This is a genomic window from Neorhizobium sp. LMR1-1-1.1, assembly GCF_040675795.1.
Taxonomy (GTDB): Bacteria; Pseudomonadota; Alphaproteobacteria; order Rhizobiales; family Rhizobiaceae; genus Neorhizobium; species Neorhizobium cellulosilyticum.
In genome coordinates, this window is sequence record NZ_JBEGHE010000021.1 from 55,861 (window position 1) to 74,704 (window position 18,844).

17 protein-coding genes are annotated in these 18,844 nt (G+C 55.7%); 13 read left to right on the plus strand and 4 right to left on the minus strand.

Going from position 1 to position 18,844, the window contains the following annotated elements:
- Positions 1-415: 415 nt before the first annotated feature.
- Together ppk2 and MRBLMR1_RS11975 are read left to right on the plus strand one after the other, a co-directional pair.
- The gene (gene ppk2, locus MRBLMR1_RS11970; RefSeq protein WP_500064789.1) at positions 416-1,252 is read left to right on the plus strand and encodes a polyphosphate kinase 2; all 837 of its coding nucleotides are present in this window, start codon (positions 416-418) and stop codon (positions 1,250-1,252) included.
- A 29-nt stretch (positions 1,253-1,281) separates the two neighbouring features.
- Positions 1,282-2,442: an AI-2E family transporter gene (locus MRBLMR1_RS11975; protein WP_148144267.1), complete on the plus strand. Its 1,161-nt coding sequence runs from the start codon at positions 1,282-1,284 to the stop codon at positions 2,440-2,442.
- Positions 2,443-2,464: 22 nt separating this feature from the next.
- Here the strand turns inward: MRBLMR1_RS11975 and MRBLMR1_RS11980 are convergent, their stop codons facing one another.
- From MRBLMR1_RS11980 to MRBLMR1_RS11990, 3 genes are all read right to left on the minus strand, one after another.
- On the minus strand, positions 2,465-2,713 hold the full coding sequence (locus MRBLMR1_RS11980; RefSeq protein WP_148144268.1) for a hypothetical protein: 249 nt from the start codon (positions 2,711-2,713) through the stop codon (positions 2,465-2,467).
- Between the two features lie 233 nt (positions 2,714-2,946).
- Positions 2,947-3,882, minus strand: coding sequence for a DUF2950 domain-containing protein (locus MRBLMR1_RS11985; RefSeq protein WP_183686806.1), 936 nt, complete (start codon positions 3,880-3,882; stop codon positions 2,947-2,949).
- A gap of 29 nt (positions 3,883-3,911) precedes the next feature.
- Entirely contained in the window at positions 3,912-5,309 is a 1,398-nt protein-coding gene (locus tag MRBLMR1_RS11990) for a DUF3300 domain-containing protein (protein ID WP_206827692.1), read from the minus strand.
- A 600-nt stretch (positions 5,310-5,909) separates the two neighbouring features.
- Here MRBLMR1_RS11990 and MRBLMR1_RS11995 point away from each other — a divergent pair.
- The 11 genes from MRBLMR1_RS11995 to MRBLMR1_RS12045 all read left to right on the plus strand — a co-directional run bounded on the left by MRBLMR1_RS11995 (position 5,910) and on the right by MRBLMR1_RS12045 (position 16,427).
- Positions 5,910-6,350, plus strand: coding sequence for a hypothetical protein (locus tag MRBLMR1_RS11995; protein ID WP_500064790.1), 441 nt, complete (start codon positions 5,910-5,912; stop codon positions 6,348-6,350).
- A gap of 2 nt (positions 6,351-6,352) precedes the next feature.
- Positions 6,353-7,579, plus strand: a complete 1,227-nt coding sequence (locus MRBLMR1_RS12000; RefSeq protein ID WP_183827887.1) for an HlyD family secretion protein — start codon at positions 6,353-6,355, stop codon at positions 7,577-7,579.
- Positions 7,580-7,832: 253 nt separating this feature from the next.
- Positions 7,833-9,584 carry a hypothetical protein gene (locus tag MRBLMR1_RS12005; protein ID WP_500064791.1) on the plus strand — a complete coding sequence of 584 codons (1,752 nt, stop codon included), beginning with the start codon at positions 7,833-7,835 and terminating at the stop codon, positions 9,582-9,584.
- Positions 9,585-9,705: 121 nt separating this feature from the next.
- Positions 9,706-10,923 carry an alpha/beta hydrolase gene (locus tag MRBLMR1_RS12010; RefSeq protein WP_500064792.1) on the plus strand — a complete coding sequence of 406 codons (1,218 nt, stop codon included), beginning with the start codon at positions 9,706-9,708 and terminating at the stop codon, positions 10,921-10,923.
- A 159-nt stretch (positions 10,924-11,082) separates the two neighbouring features.
- Positions 11,083-11,505 carry a cysteine rich repeat-containing protein gene (locus MRBLMR1_RS12015; protein ID WP_500064793.1) on the plus strand — a complete coding sequence of 141 codons (423 nt, stop codon included), beginning with the start codon at positions 11,083-11,085 and terminating at the stop codon, positions 11,503-11,505.
- Positions 11,506-11,554: 49 nt separating this feature from the next.
- A complete protein-coding gene (locus MRBLMR1_RS12020) occupies positions 11,555-12,103 on the plus strand; it encodes an OmpA family protein (protein ID WP_404946129.1) in 549 nt (182 codons plus the stop codon).
- 154 nt (positions 12,104-12,257) lie between these two features.
- Positions 12,258-13,883 carry a bifunctional aspartate transaminase/aspartate 4-decarboxylase gene (locus tag MRBLMR1_RS12025; RefSeq protein WP_500064794.1) on the plus strand — a complete coding sequence of 542 codons (1,626 nt, stop codon included), beginning with the start codon at positions 12,258-12,260 and terminating at the stop codon, positions 13,881-13,883.
- A gap of 112 nt (positions 13,884-13,995) precedes the next feature.
- Positions 13,996-14,343 carry a hypothetical protein gene (locus MRBLMR1_RS12030; RefSeq protein WP_500064795.1) on the plus strand — a complete coding sequence of 116 codons (348 nt, stop codon included), beginning with the start codon at positions 13,996-13,998 and terminating at the stop codon, positions 14,341-14,343.
- Between the two features lie 234 nt (positions 14,344-14,577).
- Positions 14,578-14,811 carry a hypothetical protein gene (locus tag MRBLMR1_RS12035; RefSeq protein ID WP_500064796.1) on the plus strand — a complete coding sequence of 78 codons (234 nt, stop codon included), beginning with the start codon at positions 14,578-14,580 and terminating at the stop codon, positions 14,809-14,811.
- A 690-nt stretch (positions 14,812-15,501) separates the two neighbouring features.
- On the plus strand, positions 15,502-16,026 hold the full coding sequence (locus tag MRBLMR1_RS12040; RefSeq protein ID WP_500064797.1) for a GNAT family N-acetyltransferase: 525 nt from the start codon (positions 15,502-15,504) through the stop codon (positions 16,024-16,026).
- Between the two features lie 212 nt (positions 16,027-16,238).
- Positions 16,239-16,427 (plus strand): hypothetical protein, encoded by a 189-nt coding sequence (locus tag MRBLMR1_RS12045; RefSeq protein ID WP_206829636.1) that lies wholly within the window; start codon positions 16,239-16,241, stop codon positions 16,425-16,427.
- A 1,076-nt stretch (positions 16,428-17,503) separates the two neighbouring features.
- Here MRBLMR1_RS12045 and MRBLMR1_RS12050 read toward each other — a convergent pair.
- Positions 17,504-17,710, minus strand: a complete 207-nt coding sequence (locus tag MRBLMR1_RS12050) for a hypothetical protein (protein ID WP_148148881.1) — start codon at positions 17,708-17,710, stop codon at positions 17,504-17,506.
- Positions 17,711-18,844: the final 1,134 nt, after the last annotated feature.

Sequence of the window (18,844 nt, forward strand, 5' to 3'; positions counted from 1 at the left end):
CACGAAGGCTTCTATTGCGACAGATTGATTATCGTAGCGCGGTTCGGGAAAGCGTGACGTATTATACTCGAAATTACCAAGCCTCCGACGGGAGACCTCTCCTCGGCCGCCTGACCTGTCCGACAGCCATCGCGTCACTGCATCGCCGGATCCGATGCGATCGAAGGCATGCGATCGTCGAACTCACGACCGTTAGCTCGCCGCGACACGCCGTAACACAGAGATTACGGGAAGTTACGAGCCACGCGAAACGGGCCGCACTAGATTAACCGAAGGCTCGCAATCGACGCGACAGCATACCGCTATTTTTTGGCCGTGTTGTTCATTTCTTCCTGAGGCCCACTCTCAACACCGTCAATGGTTTTGCCGTCTGGACCGCGTGGCCCGGCATATTCAGGCAGTACAGGAGGCTAGGATGAACCAGTTGCATGACGCGGATCACGAGATCGGAAAAAAGGAAAAGAAGTCGTGGAACTACGACAAGGAGCTCAAGAGGCTCCAGGTGGAACTTGCTCACCTTCAGGCATGGGTCAAGGATTCTGGCATGCGGGTCGTCATCATATTCGAAGGACGCGATGCGGCCGGCAAAGGCGGCGTCATCAAACGTATCCTTGAGAAGGTCAGCCCCAGAGTGTTTCGGGTTGTCGCGCTTCCGGCTCCGACAGAGCGTGAGAAGTCTCAGATCTATATGCAACGCTATATTGCGCATCTTCCTGCCGCCGGTGAGATCGTGATCTTCGACCGCAGCTGGTATAATCGGCCCGGCGTTGACAGGATCATGGGCTTTTGCAGCGAGAAGAAGGCGCGCCGTTTCCTGGAGCTCGCACCACGTTTCGAAGCCGCAATCGTCGAAAGCGGCGTTCTGCTCCTGAAGTATTTTCTCATCGTCAGCGAGGAAGAGCAGGAACGCCGTTTCAAGAAGCGTATCGAAGATCCGCTGCGGCAGTGGAAACTGAGCCCGATGGATGTCGAATCCTACCGGCGCTGGTGGGACTACACTCAGGCCTATGACGAAATGCTACGCATGACCGACACCGAGCACGCGCGTTGGTGGATAGTCCCCTCAGACGACAAGAAGCGTGCCCGCGTGAACTGCATCGCCCACATTCTCTCATCCATTCCCTATGAGAAACTAGCGTTCAAGATCCCTGATCTCGGCAAACGCCAGAAGCGGCCGAACGACTATATCGAAGATCAAAGTCCTCGACATATCGTGCCTGACATCAGCCGATCAGCACGCCACGGTAATTGAGCCCGTTCGTCAGCCAGCGAGGCCAGATCATGAACGCCGCTGCCCCAGCCGATAAGCAGGAGCCGCATCCCGTCGCGGCAAGCCATATATCGATCGAGGCGCGCGTAAGCGATATCGTCCGGATCGGGGTCATTGCGGCCTTCACCTATTGGTCTGCGCAACTGATCGCGCCCTTCGCCCTGATCGTTATATGGGCGGCAATAATGACAGTGGCGCTCTATCCGTTATTCAACCTTTTGACCAAGCTCCTCGGGGGAAGGCAGTTCCTGTCGGCATCCACTCTCGTCGCCGCATGTCTTATCGTGATCATCAGCCCTCTGGCGCTCGCTGCGGTGAACTTTGTCGATACCCTGCAGACATTTTTTTCGGATGCCGTCGGCTTCCACATACCGAGGGCGCCAGAGCGACTGAATGAGGTTCCGATCGTCGGAACAAAACTCTACTCTGCCTGGAATGAGGCTGCCACCAACGTGGCCGCAGCGATACTGTCGTTCAAGCAGCCGTTGCGTGAGGCGGGTGGGGTCATTCTGGGCAGGGTTCTATCAATCGGCGGTGGGATCCTCAGCTTCATCGTTTCGGTAATTCTGTGTGGTGTTTTCCTGACCATGGCGCCTCGCCTCGCCTCCGGCATTCAGATCTTGGCAAGCCGCATCGCTGGCGAAAGAGGTGTAGGATTCGCGAAACTGGCGGGCACGACGGTTAGGAACGTTTCGCGCGGCGTGATTGGCGTCGCACTGCTCCAGGCCATCTTATGCGGATTGATCTTCATGGCCTTTGGTGTGCCGGTGCGAGGGGCTTTAACCTACGGCGTATTCATTTTGTGCCTGATACAGATTGGGCCAGCCCTCATCCTGTTACCGCTCCTTGTCTGGATTTGGTTTTCTTGGCCGTTCAACGTCTCCGCTCTGTTCACGGCAATTATCGTGCCGGTCATGCTGGTGGACAATATTTTGAAACCTATATTGATTTCCAGAGGACTTTCGACGCCCATGCCCGTCATTCTGGTCGGGGTTATTGGCGGCACGCTGACCCACGGGCTCGTGGGACTTTTCATCGGTCCGATCGTTTTGGGCGTATTTTATGATTTGATCGTCGCTTGGGCATGGCCGCAACCGCCCGTTTCACAACCATCCACCTCTATCATAAAATCAGCCGATGAGATCGGGTCGGAAAATCTACCCGGAAGCTGAAATCAACACGCACCCAACATGCTCAACTCATCTCAGAGCAATAGCGAGAAACTTCGCGTTCGATTTCACGGCAGAGGTCTTCGTATTCATGAACGCGTTTCACGTCGGTTGGCCGCTCCAATCGTAGACGATCTAGCGCGATTGTCGCGAGGTCGTAGGATTCGAAAAGATCGGCAATCGTGTCGCTGACATGGCTGCGGAGCTGATCTCGCAGTGCAGGCAATTTCAACATGAGTTTGTTGCGCCCGCTGCGGGCATTGGAAGACTGCATCCCGATTGCCTTGGTTCAACCTCTCCGACAAAATTCGACGAGGCGCCAGATAGTTCCAGTGTCGCAATCAAAAGCCTGAAAGTATCTCAGCAACCCGCTTCGGGCCGGGCAACGCATGGAGCACGATAGCGGTAAGTCTCTCTCGGAAGCTACCCATTGCGCAGAACGCGGCAGCGCGTGATCCCGCGCTGTCGCTTTTGTTTTAAGTCTTACGGAACCGCATCCACCAGAGGCTAGTCCATCGTGATATCCCAATCGTCACCCGGATTGAACAACCGGATTTGCGACGCACGTTCTTGCGTTTCGTCTCCCAGGTCCTTCTCGTATACGACCCCAGAGTAGTTGACGATGAAGGTTTGGACGCCCGTGACGCCATAGGTAACCGGCCAGGCGATCAGTGCAAAACCGTTCGTCATGTTACCATTCACGATATAGCTGTACTCGCCGCCTAGCACATTCGGTCCCTGCCCCGTCAGAATACGGTATCGGTAACCGTAATACCCTTCACCCTGCTTGGCCTTGCTGAAGGCCGCAGATTCGAGCATCGGCCCTGCCGGGCTTTCCTCTTCATCGTCGTTGGCTTGCCAATATAGTCCATCGCGTTTGCCGGGCGAGCTGATCAGCCGTTGAGCGAACTCGACAATCTGATCCCCGTCTTCGTCTATCCGGGCATATTCGTATTGGGCGTCGACATAATCACGCATGGTATCGATCGTGACGAGTTCATTCTCGCCAATCCGTCGGTTAACGATCTCTTCCAGCCCTATCTCCGTGTCGAACGACCATTGCCCGTTGGCCTGCTTGGAGAGCGGAAATGGCAAAGGCCACAGGATATCTCCGACGGCAACGACCTTGAATCCCCTCACGTCCTGAAGGCGCAACTGTCTCGCTGCCCCCTCGCGGATCAGATCGAGGCTCGTCATGGCCTCGCTGCTGTCACGTAGCTTGCTGGCATTGAGCCCAAGCAGCTTTGCCAAGCCGTCGACATCCTGCGCCTTCAGCACCTTGCCGAATTCGTCCATCGCGGCTGAGGGCTCCACGAAGGATGGTGGCATCTCGCCTTTGAATTCCTGAAGGTTTGTCTTCTGCGCGGCCTCTGACGGTGTCGCGATGGCTACTGCAGCGGCCATGACAGTCAGTCCAACCAATAAACTAATCTTCTGCCTCATGATCTGTCTCCAAACACTGTTAGGAACGTTTATCTGCGGCCACCACCGCCGCCGCGGCCGCCGCGACCGCCACCGTGATGCATGGGGCGTCCGCCGCCACGGGGTGCCGCGCGCGGGGCGCCACGCTGTCCGCCGCCCATGCTGTGTCCTCCACGCTGAGAGGCGACGGATTCCCGCCGTCCCGACTGGACATTGCCGAGCGCATTCGGTTGCCGCGCGCGATTGTCGGGCCGGGCGGCCATTTTAGGCTTATTCGCCTGCTTGGCCTTCGGAGCGGACTGCGAACTGCGACGCGGTTCTGCGGCCGGCCGACTGGCCGCTTGGTTGCTACGGTTTGCTGCGGGCCGATTTTCGGCAGCCCTGTTGGTTGCGGGTCTGGTTCCCTGTTTCAGCCCCTCAGCAGTCTTCCGGCGAACGTCGTCGGGGCGGGACAGGTTTTGCCTGTTTGCAATTCCGTCGCTAGCCTTGCGATCACGGACCTGATTTTTGAGGGAATTACGATTGTCCGAAACCAGACCGGATTTTATCGCGGAGCGATCGAAATTTGCGAACTGGTCCTTGCCGATATTCAGCTTGCTGCGATCTACCTTGCTCCAATCAACGTCGTTCCATTTCAGTTTGCCGTTGAAATTCCGGTCGTTGAAGCAGTTATTGCAGTCGATATCGACATCGCCGCCGTTCCATCTTCCGCCCCAGACGCCCCAGTCGTCCCAGTTGACGATGGCTGCCCAGGCGATGCCTGTGACCGCCCCAGCGAAAAATGCGGCGCCGGGATAGTAGTAGTTGTCGTAATAACTATCGGAATAATAAACCGGCTGGGCGGCATAGCCCGGCTCATAGAGCATCTGCGGCGGATATTGTGGGATATAGACCTTTTCCGGATCCGTGGGGCGAATGATGACGTTTTCATTTTCGACGACGACGGTGATCTTTTCATCCGTCTTGATCAAGTCCTTGGCCATTGCTTCGTCTCGAAGCTGCTGGATGGCCACAAGCACGTCCTTTTGCTGATAGGTCAGCGCATTTCCAAGTGCTTGTGTCCAGGCAAGATCATCGCTCATCATCTTGACGACGTCGGGGTAGTTGAGAAGCGAGATAACGCTTCCATCCCACCCTTCATTCGGCTTCAAGTCCTTGTTCTTCTGCTTGGCCTGCAGGAACCGATCAGCCTCGACGATCTGCAACGGGAGGAGTGAAGCGGCGGAAATCGCAGCAACCAGTTCGTCCGGATAGAGTGCTATCCGCGCCACCAGAATTTCGAGCTGGTCCTCCGACAACAAGGGGGGTTGCGCAGGCGCCTGAACGGATGTCGCGGCCGGATTAGGCTGGGGCACCGGCGCCTGGGAAAAGGCAGGCGGGCCGGGATATGACGAGACAAGTGTCAGCGCGGACAGCCCGGCGACCAACGTGAAGCTTTTCGATTTCATCACTCGTCAACCTCATCCTGTTTAATGAAAGATCTTGTGGGCTGGAGAGGTCGCGTTCGCGTCACAAAGTATGGGACACAGAGGATAAATCTCTATGTCTCGACGCAGTTCGGCAGCAACGGACGTTGCGGCAGCCCAGGGCACATATAAACCGCCAAATCGGCGCTGGGGCGTAGTTTACGCGATCCTACTTTTCGCCCTTGACGCGTCCTGCAGGACGAAAAACGGCTGAGGCGGCAAGATACCCTCAGGCGTTCAAGTGCATCTGTTGAGGCCGCAGTGTCCTTATCGGCCTCGCGATGTTGTTCGGTTATCCGCAACGAAACCGATACGGATCCACCAGTCAGTCAATTCTCCTACTTCCCCTAACAGCGGCGGGGAAAATGCCGGAAAACCAGAAGCGAATCCGCCGTAAATTACACGATGTTACGAGCGTGAAACCCCACTAGGCGCGTATCGTCGTTATGAACCCCAAGGTCGCTTGTGCAGACGCCTATTCGCGGGAGTCCTACGGCTGGTCGACGTCGCGAGAGACGGCAGATCAAGCACCTTCGGCAGGTCCCGTTTTGATTATGACTTATTCTGCTAAAGGAAATCGCAATGGCGCAAGACATTCATCCGGCGGCGATCGATCACCTGCCAGCCTTCATTACCGAGCCAGGCCAGACTGACTATCTCTTCGTCGCCGTTGTCATCTTCCTGATCGTGGCCATTCTAATCATCGGCAACCTCTACTTCCAGCTTCACGCCGTGCCTGAACGACTGGCACATCGCACCAGCAAGGTGCAGATGGAGGTTGTCGCGGTTCTCGCCCTGATTTCGCTTTTCACGCACAATCATCTCTTCTGGATCGCTGGCCTGCTGCTCGCCTTCATCCAGATCCCGGACTTTTCCACGCCGCTCTACTCAATCGCGGAATCGCTCGGAAAGCTCTCCGGTCGCGATGTCCGCATGGAGCTTGACGAGAGACCCGAAGAGGAAATTACACCACCTCCAGACGACGCCAATTTGAAAAACACACCTGGTAGCGAGGGAGTTTGACAATGCTGGAACTGATGCTCTGCTCCCTCCTGACAATTTTCCCGGACTACCTTTATCGGCGCTTTGCGCAGAATAAGCGGATCGGTCGCGAAATTACGCTTTACACCATGTGGTATGAACTTCGCTGGGGTATCTCGGCTTGCCTGTTGCTCACCATCTCGCTGATCACGCTGATCTTTTATTTCCATCCCTCGACCAAAAGCGTAACCGCTGTTTTTCGCACAGTGACCATTCTGCCTGAAACGGTCGGCCGTGTTGACGAGATCTATGTCGGGATCAACGAAAAGGTTACCGCTGGAGCACCTCTTTTCCGGCTGGATGATTCAAAGCAGAAAGCCGAAGTCGAAACCGCTCGACGACAAGTCGCGGAGATCGATGCCCAAGCGCATGTGGCGCAAACGGAACTGGCGACGGCAGATTCACAGATACAGGAGGCGCAGGGCTCCTTACAGGTTGCTGTCGACGAATACGAAATGAAGGTCCAACTACTGGCAAAGGATGCCGTTGCGCGGCGGGAAGTTCAGCGGCTTGCGAATACCATTGAGGCCCGAAAGGGAACTCTCGGCGCCGCGATGGCAAAGAAGCAAACTCTCATCACGCAGATCAACGTCCTTTTGCCGGCGCAAAAGCAAAGCGCCGAAGCAGCTCTAGCCCAGGCACAGGTGGAACTGGACAAGACAGTTGTCTACGCCGGCGTTACCGGAACCGTACAGCAGTTTACCCTCCGCGTCGGAGACGTGGTCAACACGATGCTGCGTCCGGCGGGCATTCTCGTGCCGGCCGAGGCAGGACGGGGTAATCTTGTCGCGGGTTTCGGGCAGATCGAAGCGCAAGTCATGAAGAAGGGTATGATCGCAGAGGCGACCTGCATCGGCAAGCCTTTCACCATTATCCCTCTCGTCGTGACCGAGGTCCAGGACGTGATCGCCGCCGGACAGCTGCGCCCGACCGACCAACTTCTTGACGTCCAACAACTGAGCAAGCCCGGAACACTGACGGTTTTCCTGCAGCCTCTTTACGAAGGCGGCCTGGACAATATTCCACCCGGCAGCAGCTGCATCGCAAATGCCTATACCAATAATCACGAGGCTCTCGCGGACGAGAATATCGGCGTGGTGCAATGGTTTTTCCTGCATGCAATCGATGCAGTCGGTCTTGTGCATGCAATGATCCTGCGCATGCAGGCTCTTTTCCTCCCGGTGCAGACATTGGTTCTGACAGGCCACTGAACTGCAATTGATCAATATAGGTCCGCCCCGTTGATGACGGCCGGAAGATTCAAGGCGCCTGCTGCCTGCAGCTTGGCGCCTTTGTCGAACGAAAGAGCAGATGGACAGCAGTTCCAGGTCGTCGCGCTGACATCCCCAATCGCGGTCCATGGCGGCAGTGCGACAACTGACATATTGTCATCTATTTAAGGTTGTGCTTATGTAGAAGCGTCGCGAGTAGAACGCTGTACTTTCAAAGTACGAGGGGGGAGCGATGGAAAATACAAGATCCACTGAGGCGATTTTGATTGAGCCCTGCGCGGAGGAAATAAACACACAGCTTGAACGAATACTTTCCAGCGAGCGAGTAAATCTACCGGAACGCGCACGCAAATTTCTCCGCTTCGTTGTCTCTGAAACGCTTGCGGGACGTTCAATATATCTCAAAGCATATACGATCGCGGATGTGGTCTTCGGAAGGCGCAATTTCGATGCGCAAAGCGATCCTGCAGTTCGGATAGAAGCTGGCCGCATTCGCCGTGAACTGGAGCGCTACTATCTCATGGCGGGACCGCGAGAGCCGGTCATCATCACGATCCCGAAAGGCGGATATGTTCCGACATTCGAGAGGGGAGGAGGTTTTATCGAAGAAAACCCGGATGGTCCGCTCGCAGTTACGCCAAGCAGCGTAACTATTCCGGCCCCGCACCCCTTGGTGGATCTTCCGTCGTCCGAGAGCCGACTGATAGTGAGCCGCCTCTTCATCGCGGGACTGACCGCAGGTGCGGTGCTAGCCGGGCTCACTTTCTTCCTCCACGATTTGCGTAACCCGCTCGTGACTAATGGTGACGGCCGCGCGACCATTGCCGTCGATCTATTCGATTATCCTGCCGACGACAGGGACCTGTCGAAGATGTCGCGGGGCACCATCGATGAACTCATTACCAAGCTCGTGAAATTCAAAGAGATCGTGGTGATCGACGCAGCTGCAGAAAAAGGGAAACCTTCGAATGCGAGATATCTGCTTGAGGGTAACCTGCGAAAACACGAGGACAAAATTCGATCCAGCGTACGATTGGTTCGCCAGTCGGACAATGCTGTCATCTGGGCAAGCAACTATGACACGGATCTCAGCATCCAGAGCGTGCTGGAGGCGGAAACTGCAGTCGCCGAAAAGATTGCAACGGCCGTAGCGCAACCATTCGGCGTCATTTTTTCGTCCGATGTGGCGGCGACCGGAGGCTGGGAGGCTTATGACTGTACCCTTTCCTACTACAGTTATCGCAGGATCATGACAAAAGCCGCCCTGGCGACATCACAACAGTGCCTAACAGCCCTGATACAGAAATACCCGGAAGATGCCACGTCGCTCGCGATGCTGTCGCTGACCAATCTTGACCAGGTACGCTTCGCCTACAAACTCGGACTCGTTGCGCCAAAAGATGCGCTAGAAAGGGCCTCTGAACTCGCCAACCGTGCGTTCGCCATCGATTCGCAAAATGCTCGTGTGCTACAGGCACTCATGCTGTCCTATTTCTTCAGCAACGATATCCCTGCCGCCCTGGAAGCGGGCGCAGCATCCTATGCCCTGAACCCAAACGACACGGAGGTCGTCGGCGAGTATGGCTTGCGGTTGTCCATGAGTGGGAAATGGGACACCGGCTGCGATCTTGTCAGCAAGGCGGTCAGTCATGGTGCCGGCCCAGCGGGATATTACGAAGTGGGGATGGCGCTTTGTGCGTTCATGAGGGGAGACCTTCAGGCCGCGGAGCTCTGGTCGCGGATGTCAGACCTGACCTATAACCCCATGCATCGAATGGTACTGGCCTCGATACTTGGCGCCTCGGGAAAGACGATACAGGCCCGCCAGGAGTTGGATTGGCTGAATGCGAATGCGCAGAACTTGATGCCAAACATAAAACGGGAAGTGACGGCACGACTCCCCAGGCCCGAAGATCAGGAAAAGGTTTTCGCTGGTTTGCGGGCAGCCGGATTGGCACTCACAGCGAACCCGACCTCCAACTGATCTCACTCATCTCTGCATCAGCCAGGTCGACGACAGTAGATGATACGCGATGCTACAGGGCACCTTCGAACCTGCATGGTAGCTTCCTCACTCAGTATCAGGGTATTTCGCTGGGATACACATGCAGAAATATGGCACGGCAGCCCTGATCGTTCTTCTGACGAGTTGTGGGCATCCGAAAGGAGTAATGGCACCGGTTCCGACACCGATCGGCGGCACAAAAGTCGCCGGCAAGGTCGATATGCTTGTCGCGACGACACGCCAACCCTCCGGATCGACAGCAACACTGTTCGACGGCGAACGTGGCTCGAAACCGCATTTGACCGAGATTACCGTCTCAATTCCCAATGGCCGTGAGCAGGGCAGTGTCCAGTGGCCAAAGAAATTGCCTCCCGACCCCAGGACGGACTTTGCCGTTACGAATGTCAGGCAGATGGAGACAGTTGCCGAGGGCCGCGCCTGGTTCAGGCAACAGGCCAACGGCAGCCATGCCCTTGTTTTCATCCATGGCTTCAACAACACCTATGGCGATGCCGTCTTTCGCCTCGCCCAGATCGTCCACGACAGCAGCATGCAGGCGACCCCCATATTGTTTACCTGGCCGTCACGCGCGGAAATCACTGGCTATCTATACGACAAGGAAAGCACGAATTACTCCCGTTCAGGGTTGGAACAGGCGCTGCGGACGCTTGCCGGCGATCCCAGTGTGAAGGACATAACCGTGCTGGCGCATTCGATGGGCTCATGGCTCGCGATGGAAGCGCTGCGGCAGATGGGAATTAGAGACGGCCGGGTTGATCCGAAAATCAAGAACGTGATCCTTGCCTCACCCGATATCGATATTCAGGTATTCGCAAAGCAATATGTAGAAATGGGTGAACCGCGGCCGCGCTTCACGATCTTCATGTCGAGCGACGACAAGGCACTTGCAGCCTCCAGCTTCATAACCGGACGCGTGTCCCGACTGGGAGCAATCAATCCAGCCGAAGAGCCCTATCGCTCACGGCTGGAAAAAGGGGGCATCACCGCAATCGACCTCACGAAAGTGGAGACGAAAGACGGGCTCAACCACGGAAAATTCGCCGAGAGCCCCGAGATCGTGCAGCTGATAGGGCAACGCCTTATCATGGGACAAACCCTGACTGATTCCAATGTCACGCTCGGTCAGGGTATCACCGCAGTTGTCGGCGGAACGGTGACGAATATCGGTACCGTTGCCGCAAGCGCCGTGGCCGCACCGGCGACGATCGTCGAGCGGCCGTTGTCAGCCAAGACAAAACGGCCGCCCGCGGAAACGACACTCGACGAAGACCTCAAGCCTCAGCAGCTCGTTCGATAGGAACGGGATGGCCGTATAGGCTCATCGAGGCCATGCCCGCTACCTCGACCGCCAGGGATAGCCGGCATGACACGTCTACTACCGTAAAATACGTCCCCGAACGGCTCTCGTCGTGCCACGCTTCAAATGCGTTGATCACCGACAGAAAGAGAGCGCGAGATGCTGAACAGACGAATGCTCATCGTCACCATCGTGGCTGGTGCGGCCGGTTTTGGCATGCCCGCTGCGGCGCAGACGCTCAGCTATGCCGAAGCAACCACCAGGCTGGCCGACACCTGCGGAGGCGACATTCAAAAGCTCTGCAAAGGCGTCAATCTCGGCAACGGGCGGATCCTGGAGTGCCTGCAACAGAATGCCGCCAAGGTCTCGGCAGGCTGCAAAGGTTCCTTTGCTCAGGTTTTCCAATCCATCAGCAAGCGCGAAGAGGCCCAGTCCTCCTACGAACAGACATGCAAGCGAGACATGAATGCGCGATGCGCCGGCGTCAAAGGCGACGGCTTCGTTCTTGCCTGCCTGGTCAAGAAGGAAAAGCGTGTCAGCCCGGAATGCTACCAGGTGATCACTGACGCAGGTTGGAGATGATGCCATGCAGCCTATGAATTCCAGAGCCGCACTTCTGCTGCTTTCCATAATGGCCTTGCCCATGGCGGTGCCGGAGCCAGCTTTCGCTCAGGAAGTTTCCCAGGAGCGGATCGTCAAGGGCCTCGGCAAGCTTACCGCCGCAGCCCCGGCAATCGATATCGAGATCCTGCGCCAGGAAGCAGTCAATGGCGGCGACAAGCCAATGTCCGCGCTCCCCAACTGGGGACGTTTAGCAAAGCTTCCGCAGATGGTGGTCGAGATCAATTTCGAAAACGATTCAGTTGCTATCCAGCCAACATCCTACCGAACGCTTGGAATGATCGCGGATGCGCTGCATCATCCGAACCTCTGGGACTACAATTTCCTCGTCGTAGGCAACGCAAGCGCCACAGGCAGCGACGCACATAATCTCGATCTCAGTGGCCGACGCGCCGATGCGATCAAGGAGGTCCTCGCGACCACGTTTGCAGTCAATCCGTCGCGGCTTTACGCCGTCGGTGTCGGAGAGCATCTGCCGATCGAGGGGAGTAAGAAAGACGCATCCGTAAACCGCCGGGTCCAGCTCATCAATCTCGGCGTGTTCAAGCGCAGATCCTAGCGATCGCCGGCGCTCGTTTTCGTAAGGCCGGGTTCGCCCGACCGCATATCCGCGCATATGCCGTGGCTTCGGAGATGATCATTTCCATCCGGAACCGCTCAACAGATCCACGAACTGAAACGTCCCACCCGTTCGGGTTGGCGAGGAGGATATTATGGGTGACGCAAGCATTTATGCGAAATTCGAAGAACTGAGCCCGTTCGAGATCAAGGATGAATTGATCAGACTTGCGCAGGTCGACAAGGCCGGAAAGGCCTACCTAAATGCCGGGCGAGGAAATCCCAACTGGATCGCCACCCGAGCGCGCGAGGCATTTTTTCTTCTCGGCCAATTCGCCCTCACGGAATCCAAGCGCACCTTTTTCGATGCTGAAGCCGGGGTGGCCGGCATGCCACCAACCAGCGGCTGCTACGATCGTCTCAAGACGTGGACTTCAAGGCGCAAGGCAGATCCCGAGACACCGGGAGCCGATACGCTGCAAGCTGCCGTCGATTTTGCAATCATGAAATTCGGGTTCGATCCCGACAAGTTCGTCAACGAACTGACGGACTCGATTATCGGCGATCACTACCCGGTACCGGACCGGTCGTTGGCGCACAATGAGGCCATAACCCATGAATATCTGATGTGGGCGATGTGTGCAGGTCACCGCCCGACGGCAAAGTTCGATCTCTACCCGGTCGAGGGCGGCACGGCGGCTATGTGCTATATCTTCAAGGCACTGAAGAATGCTCGCCTGCTCAATCCCGGCGATACGATCGCGCTCGTAACGCCGATCTTCACCCCTTATCTCGAAATGCCGCATCTCGAAGATTACGCCCTCAAACAGATCCATATTTCGGCGGAAGCGGAAGATCGTTTCCAGCTGACAGACGACGATCTGCGACCGCTGGAAGACAAGACTGTCAAGGCGCTGTTCATCGTCAATCCGGGCAATCCTTCCGCCGTCGCCATCGATCCAGACTCCATGGGAAGGCTGGTCTCCTTCGTGCGCACCAAGAGGCCCGACCTGATGATCCTGACGGACGATGTCTACGGGACCTTTGTGCCTAATTTCGAGTCCGTCATGGGACATCTTCCCTACAACACGATCGGCGTCTATTCCTTCTCCAAATATTTCGGCTGCACCGGCTGGCGGCTCGGCGTCGTCGCCGTCGCCCAGGACAATATTTTCGACAAGACAATCCGGGTGATGCCGGAAGCGACGCAGAAGCTCATGGACGCCCGCTACAAGGCGCTCACGCCGAAGCCGCGAGACATCAAGTTCATCGACCGAGTTGTAGCCGACAGCCGCGATGTTGCGCTGAACCACACTGCCGGCCTGTCCTTGCCGCAACAGGTCATGATGTCATTGTTCGGTCTTGTGGAGATGATGGACGAGAACAAACTCTATCAAAAAGCGTGTATGGCGATATGTGAAAAGCGCTTCCAAATGCTTATGGATGGCATGGGCATCGAGTTTGCCGCCCGCCCCTATTTCGACCGCTATTACGGTGTCATCGACTACGAATACTGGGCGCGAAAATATGTCGGCGATGAAGTCACGGACTGGGTCAAGCAGAACGTGCACCCGCTCGACATTGCGTTCAAGCTTGCCGAGGATCACGGTATCGTTGTTCTGAACGGCTCTGGCTTCGAGGCGCCGAACTGGTCTATACGCGTGTCTTTCGCCAACCTACCGGACGAATCCTATTCAGCCATCGGGCGCGGCATCCGCTCCGTCGCGCGCGGCTATCTTCAGGCCTATCGTGCCGCCAAAGGACAGACAGCTCAGCCGTAAGTGTCCATTGGGCCGGACAGTGTTGGCCCGCATATTTCTCGCCCGCCCGCAATGGAGAGGCAAGACAACCACGCAGATAAATTGCCCCCGTCAATCTTGTGAGGACAAGACAATGCGATATCACCATACACAGGCGCGTTTTTCCTCCCTCAGGAACTCCATTCTTGCGGCTGCGACCATCTCGCTCGTGCATTGCCCGGCAGCCAAGGCACAGGGACCGCTTGACGACTTTCCGCTCGTCATAACCTGCCAAAATAAGGACACCTATCATGTGTTCTATCTATCAAGGATAGCTAAAGACGGAACGGCAACCTTTACGGCCTCCGATCGACTGGCTGGAACGATCACAGTGACCGGGCAGGCAAAGGCGGTTGGTGACGCACTCTCAGGTGGCAGTTGCGCAGGAAAAAGCCTGGAAGATTTGCGGGCGTCTGGACAGGCACGCGATGCCAAACGCTGATTGGCGCTGAAGCGGTGATCACACCACGTGGCCGCAGTAGGCTGGCCTCATGACGAAGTGAGAGGACTGGACCCGATCTAGTGTTCGCCCGTCGGAACTTTCCCATTAAAAGCCCCCTCTTCACCTCGCAGCCAGAGTAAATTGCGTAAGATCCGGTAAAATCTATCGCAGAAGCCACCACCATGGTGCTTCCTGATTTGAGCTTAATCAGAACGCCATGGGAAGGAGCAACCAATGAAGAAGCGGATATCGGTTCTTAATCTTGCGATAGCCCTGTCACTTTTGATCCTGGCGCAACCATCTGCCAACGCGCAAGAGACGACACGGAAAGAACATCGGAGAATGAATTGGGCAGAAAATCTGCCAGAATCCGTCAGTAGGTTTCATGGTAAACGCTTCACCGTTTTGTATTACCACACGCAGCATGAAACAGGGCACCATCCCAAGCCTGGAACAAAAAAGAAATAGAAGCTATCGATCTGCTGTGCGAGGGAACAAATGGCTTGCAGCAGAGCTGAGGGCAAGAAATATCAGACCAGATGATATTCAATGGGTTAAGAGAACTATGAATGGCAGCCTGATATTCTACATCAAATGACTCTTGCTTAGGGTTATTCCCAGAATTCACTACTGGGCAATCCGCCTGACAAAAGTCATATGGAGGCGGCATGAAACAAGGCTTGGGCGCCAAAGTGGCTGAGGTTCTTTTTCGAGGCCTACATGAATGACGGCGAGGCCACTGGCGAGCGCTCCGTGATCGATCGGATCGCTAAAAGCATCGGTCTGAGCCCCGAAGAAATCGGCGTTGCACTCTCATCCCCAACATCGACGCCAATATTGAAGCGAATCTGAAGACCGCCCCGGAGATCGGCGTAACCGGGGTGCCGCTCTTCGTGATCGACGGCAAGGTGGCGCCCTCGGGAGCGCGACCGCGGGAGGTGTTCAACAAGACTCTTGAGCGGGGTTTTGCTTCAGGATTGAGCGGATGGAGGGCGATCAGGCGATCATTTGCGACGCCGACGGTTGCAGAATACTGGAGGCCTGATGGCGGCTTTGGGGCCGATAGCCGTCATGACGCGAAAGCGCCAGACGCGGACGTTGCGCAGTGGATGCTCCGGCTATAGGCTTAATTTCGGTTCAGTTTGTAATGAGCGGATAATGACTTTAATCGATTTTGAGGCAATCCACTTCCCGGTCCTTCGCAGTTGGCTGGGCAGCGAGCGCGATGTCGTGCAGTGGGGCGGACCTGATCTTACTTATCCGATCACCGACGATCAGCTTGAACAGGTTATTATCGAAGGGCAAACGTTACCGCCCAAGCGGCTATCCTGGATGGCTGTTAACGCCTCCCAGGCTATAGCAGGGCATATCCAATTAGCTGTGGACTGGAAAAATGGCGTCGCAAGGATTGGCCGCGTCATGGTCGCGCCAACAATGCGGGGACAAGGACTAGCTAAACCGTTGCTGGAAGCGGGATTGGAGCGGGCGTTCTCTCATCCGGAAATCGAGAGGACTGAGCTAAATGTCTATAGCTGGAACAGTGCCGCTATCCGAACCTACAACAAGGTCGGTTTTGTCCACGAGGGAGTGAGGCGGTCGTCTGCCAAAGTTGGTGACGAGAGATGGGACACCGCGATCATGAGCATGCTTCGTTTGGAATGGGAAATGGGACTGCCCAAATGACCGCTTCGGGCAAGGAGCGGCCCACCGCCCTGACATCGGTAAAACGGTACGCAAGCGGACGGAACCGATCGTAGAGTTGCGTTGAGTGGGCGATAGTTTAGGAATTGCTGTAATTCCAACTGGCATTCAAGTTCATGCAGTATTCTCGCCTGCTTCTGTTGCTCAAGGAACTCGATACTGTGTCGTCTAACCAACTACCCAGAGGTGTTGGAATGAAGACGCTCATCGAGGCGCGCGATCACGGCATCATCGAACTCATAGGCGACATTCGGGCTGCCTCGTGCATCCTGACACCTAAGGGGAAGGAACTGAAAGAGAAGGTGCTGTGTCGACAGTCTATCAGGAATGGATTATATACCGACCTATCGTTACCAACCGAGACCGTTGGCGGTGGCGACTGAGGGTTAATTAGTGCGCTCGCCTTCGAAGAAGAAAGGGGAGCGTCATGCCTTCTTCCTTAAACGACAATAGCCATTCCAGTAGTCCCGACTTGCGCCCAATGTTGCGCGAATGGGCGTCAAGGTTCACACAGGACGCACATCTCCGAGAGCGCATTGTAGACGCAACCATCTTCAGGGTTGCAGACGCCCCCGAGCGCCTAAGTGGCACTTCCATCAAGAGATCACTCTACAAGATCGTCGTTCGGACAGCGCAGGAAACAGTTGCGTCGATAGACTGGCGCAAAGGACCGCTCGACATAGAGATGTATCCGGAAGACGAGTTCTACATTGTGCGCATGGCAAACGGGTCGAAGTCAGACGAGATGAAATTCATCAGCGAACGATCGGCGCGTAAGTACCTGAGAACACTCAAGCGGCGGTCTGTGATTACTCGGAAGGCGAAGCCAGACTAGGTTGCTTGCCGCTCTTGCAGCTCTTTGTCCGTTAGACGTCCGAGCACTTCGTTTGCCTGATCAATCGCCTCATGTAATCGCGTCAGGCGCTTAGAGAGTTCAATAAGGGCTTCTGCAATTGACCTTCGGATCAAGTAGAGCGTTGTTGTCGTTATCGGGCAACTGAGTGTCCATATCGCACTGAAATATGGAGCAAGCCTACGGGGCGTCTTCTTGCCTGAACCTTAATGAACGAGACAGTCCATCAGAATTCATGGAAGCATCACATTCCCTGATTAATCGCGCCCGATTGCCGACTTAAGCTACAGACGGCTATTGTCGTCACTGACGGGCGCTACAAGGCAGGCAACAGTAGCCGGCCCGCCTCACCGTCGGGCAAACTTAGACTTTCAGCGCTTATGATCGGTGTGACGACACGTAGTCAACAACCCCGCGCGAAAAGGGCCTTGACGGGGAGGAGGTCGCGGCAAGCTACTGGCAAGAGTATTTAACTGACGGTAGGACGCCAGAAGAATTCGCTGACGAAGACGCGTTGTTCTGGATCTGACTGACCTCACCGCCCTGACATCCAATGCAAGCTACAGCCAAGTAAGCAAAGACAGCATCGAGATCAGGATAAGCGGACTACACTGCGTCCTTGTCCAAAAACTCAGCCCGGATTCTGAGGCTTTCTTCGACCAAACGCTTAGATTTGACAGTGAGCAACGATATTGCTCGACCTTCCGCCCGGTCGCGTTTGAGCTTTGCGCACAAATACAAGAACACGGCTTCGAGTTGTTCTGTGGTGACGTCATGGCAGTCCGCGAGGCGCTGCGCAAAGTCAGTAACCATCTTCCCCTCCCATTTTCCCCGCATCTATTGAAACACAGAAGTTTAAATCGAGAGAGTTGTTTCGAGTCAAAAGAAAATCAGGGTTTATTAAAAATTACCTTCCCGACGATTCTTCCAGAATCGAAGCATTGTTATGGATATTATTAGAGTTGTGCTGCCCAAGTCCACAGGGGTTCGACCTGTTCTGCCGGGATATCCATCAGGCCCATCACTTTAGCTCGAACACAAACTGCGGCGCACCCGGTGGCACTCAGGGTGCAGCCCAGTCTGCGCAGAATAACGGCGGCAGCACCAATCCCGGCGCCGGTACGGCAGGAACTTCCTGGTAAGCCAGCGCTTAACAGTGCCAGGGAAAGGCCTCGCTTCGACGGGGCTTTTTTTATGGGGGATGCTCGAGGTAACTGCGTTTTGCGGTCGCGTACGCGAATACGTTGAATAGACGGACCCTGACATTCGGAGGTAAGGTCATCCCATTAAGGCGGCGGCACGCCGGCGAAGTCCCCTGAAACGGTAGCCCGACCCTCGGGCCAATCGTCCCCTCACCCGTGAACTTTCCCGACATTCAAATGTTTGGGAATATGACCCGTCGCTTTCGCAACTAGCTTCTAGTGCTGTTGATCTCACTAACGATATGGGCAGGAGCACTTGCGGCGTTCGTCTGGCTTTTGTGACCCACCGCCCTGACATCCTCGGCTGCTTCGCGCCAGAAGCGGCCATCAATTCCAGCTTAACGCTTCTAAAGCAGTATCACGGAAAGTGTGATGCCAATTTCGTTTTACGGAGGCTTGTTATGGTGGGCGGACTTGCCGAAGCCTTACCCTATCTTTTCGTTCTTGTCGGGTGCGGTCTCGTTTGGTTCGTTGTGTCACGATACAAGTCGTTTCACGATGTTCCGCGCAAGCAACTGGCATTGCTCGGTCTAGGCTGGTTCGTTCTAGTTTACTTGTTTATTCTCGCTGTGTCCCAATGACCGGTTGGAGCCAGTAGCCACCGCCCTGACATCCATTGCGCCGATATCGTTGAAAAACTCGCCGGATTTGCCATTCATCCGCTCCTTTTCGTTTTCTCAGCGGAGCGAGCTGCCCACTTTATCGCGCTTCAGCGCAGGGTATCGATCATTGCCGCTCTCAGGCG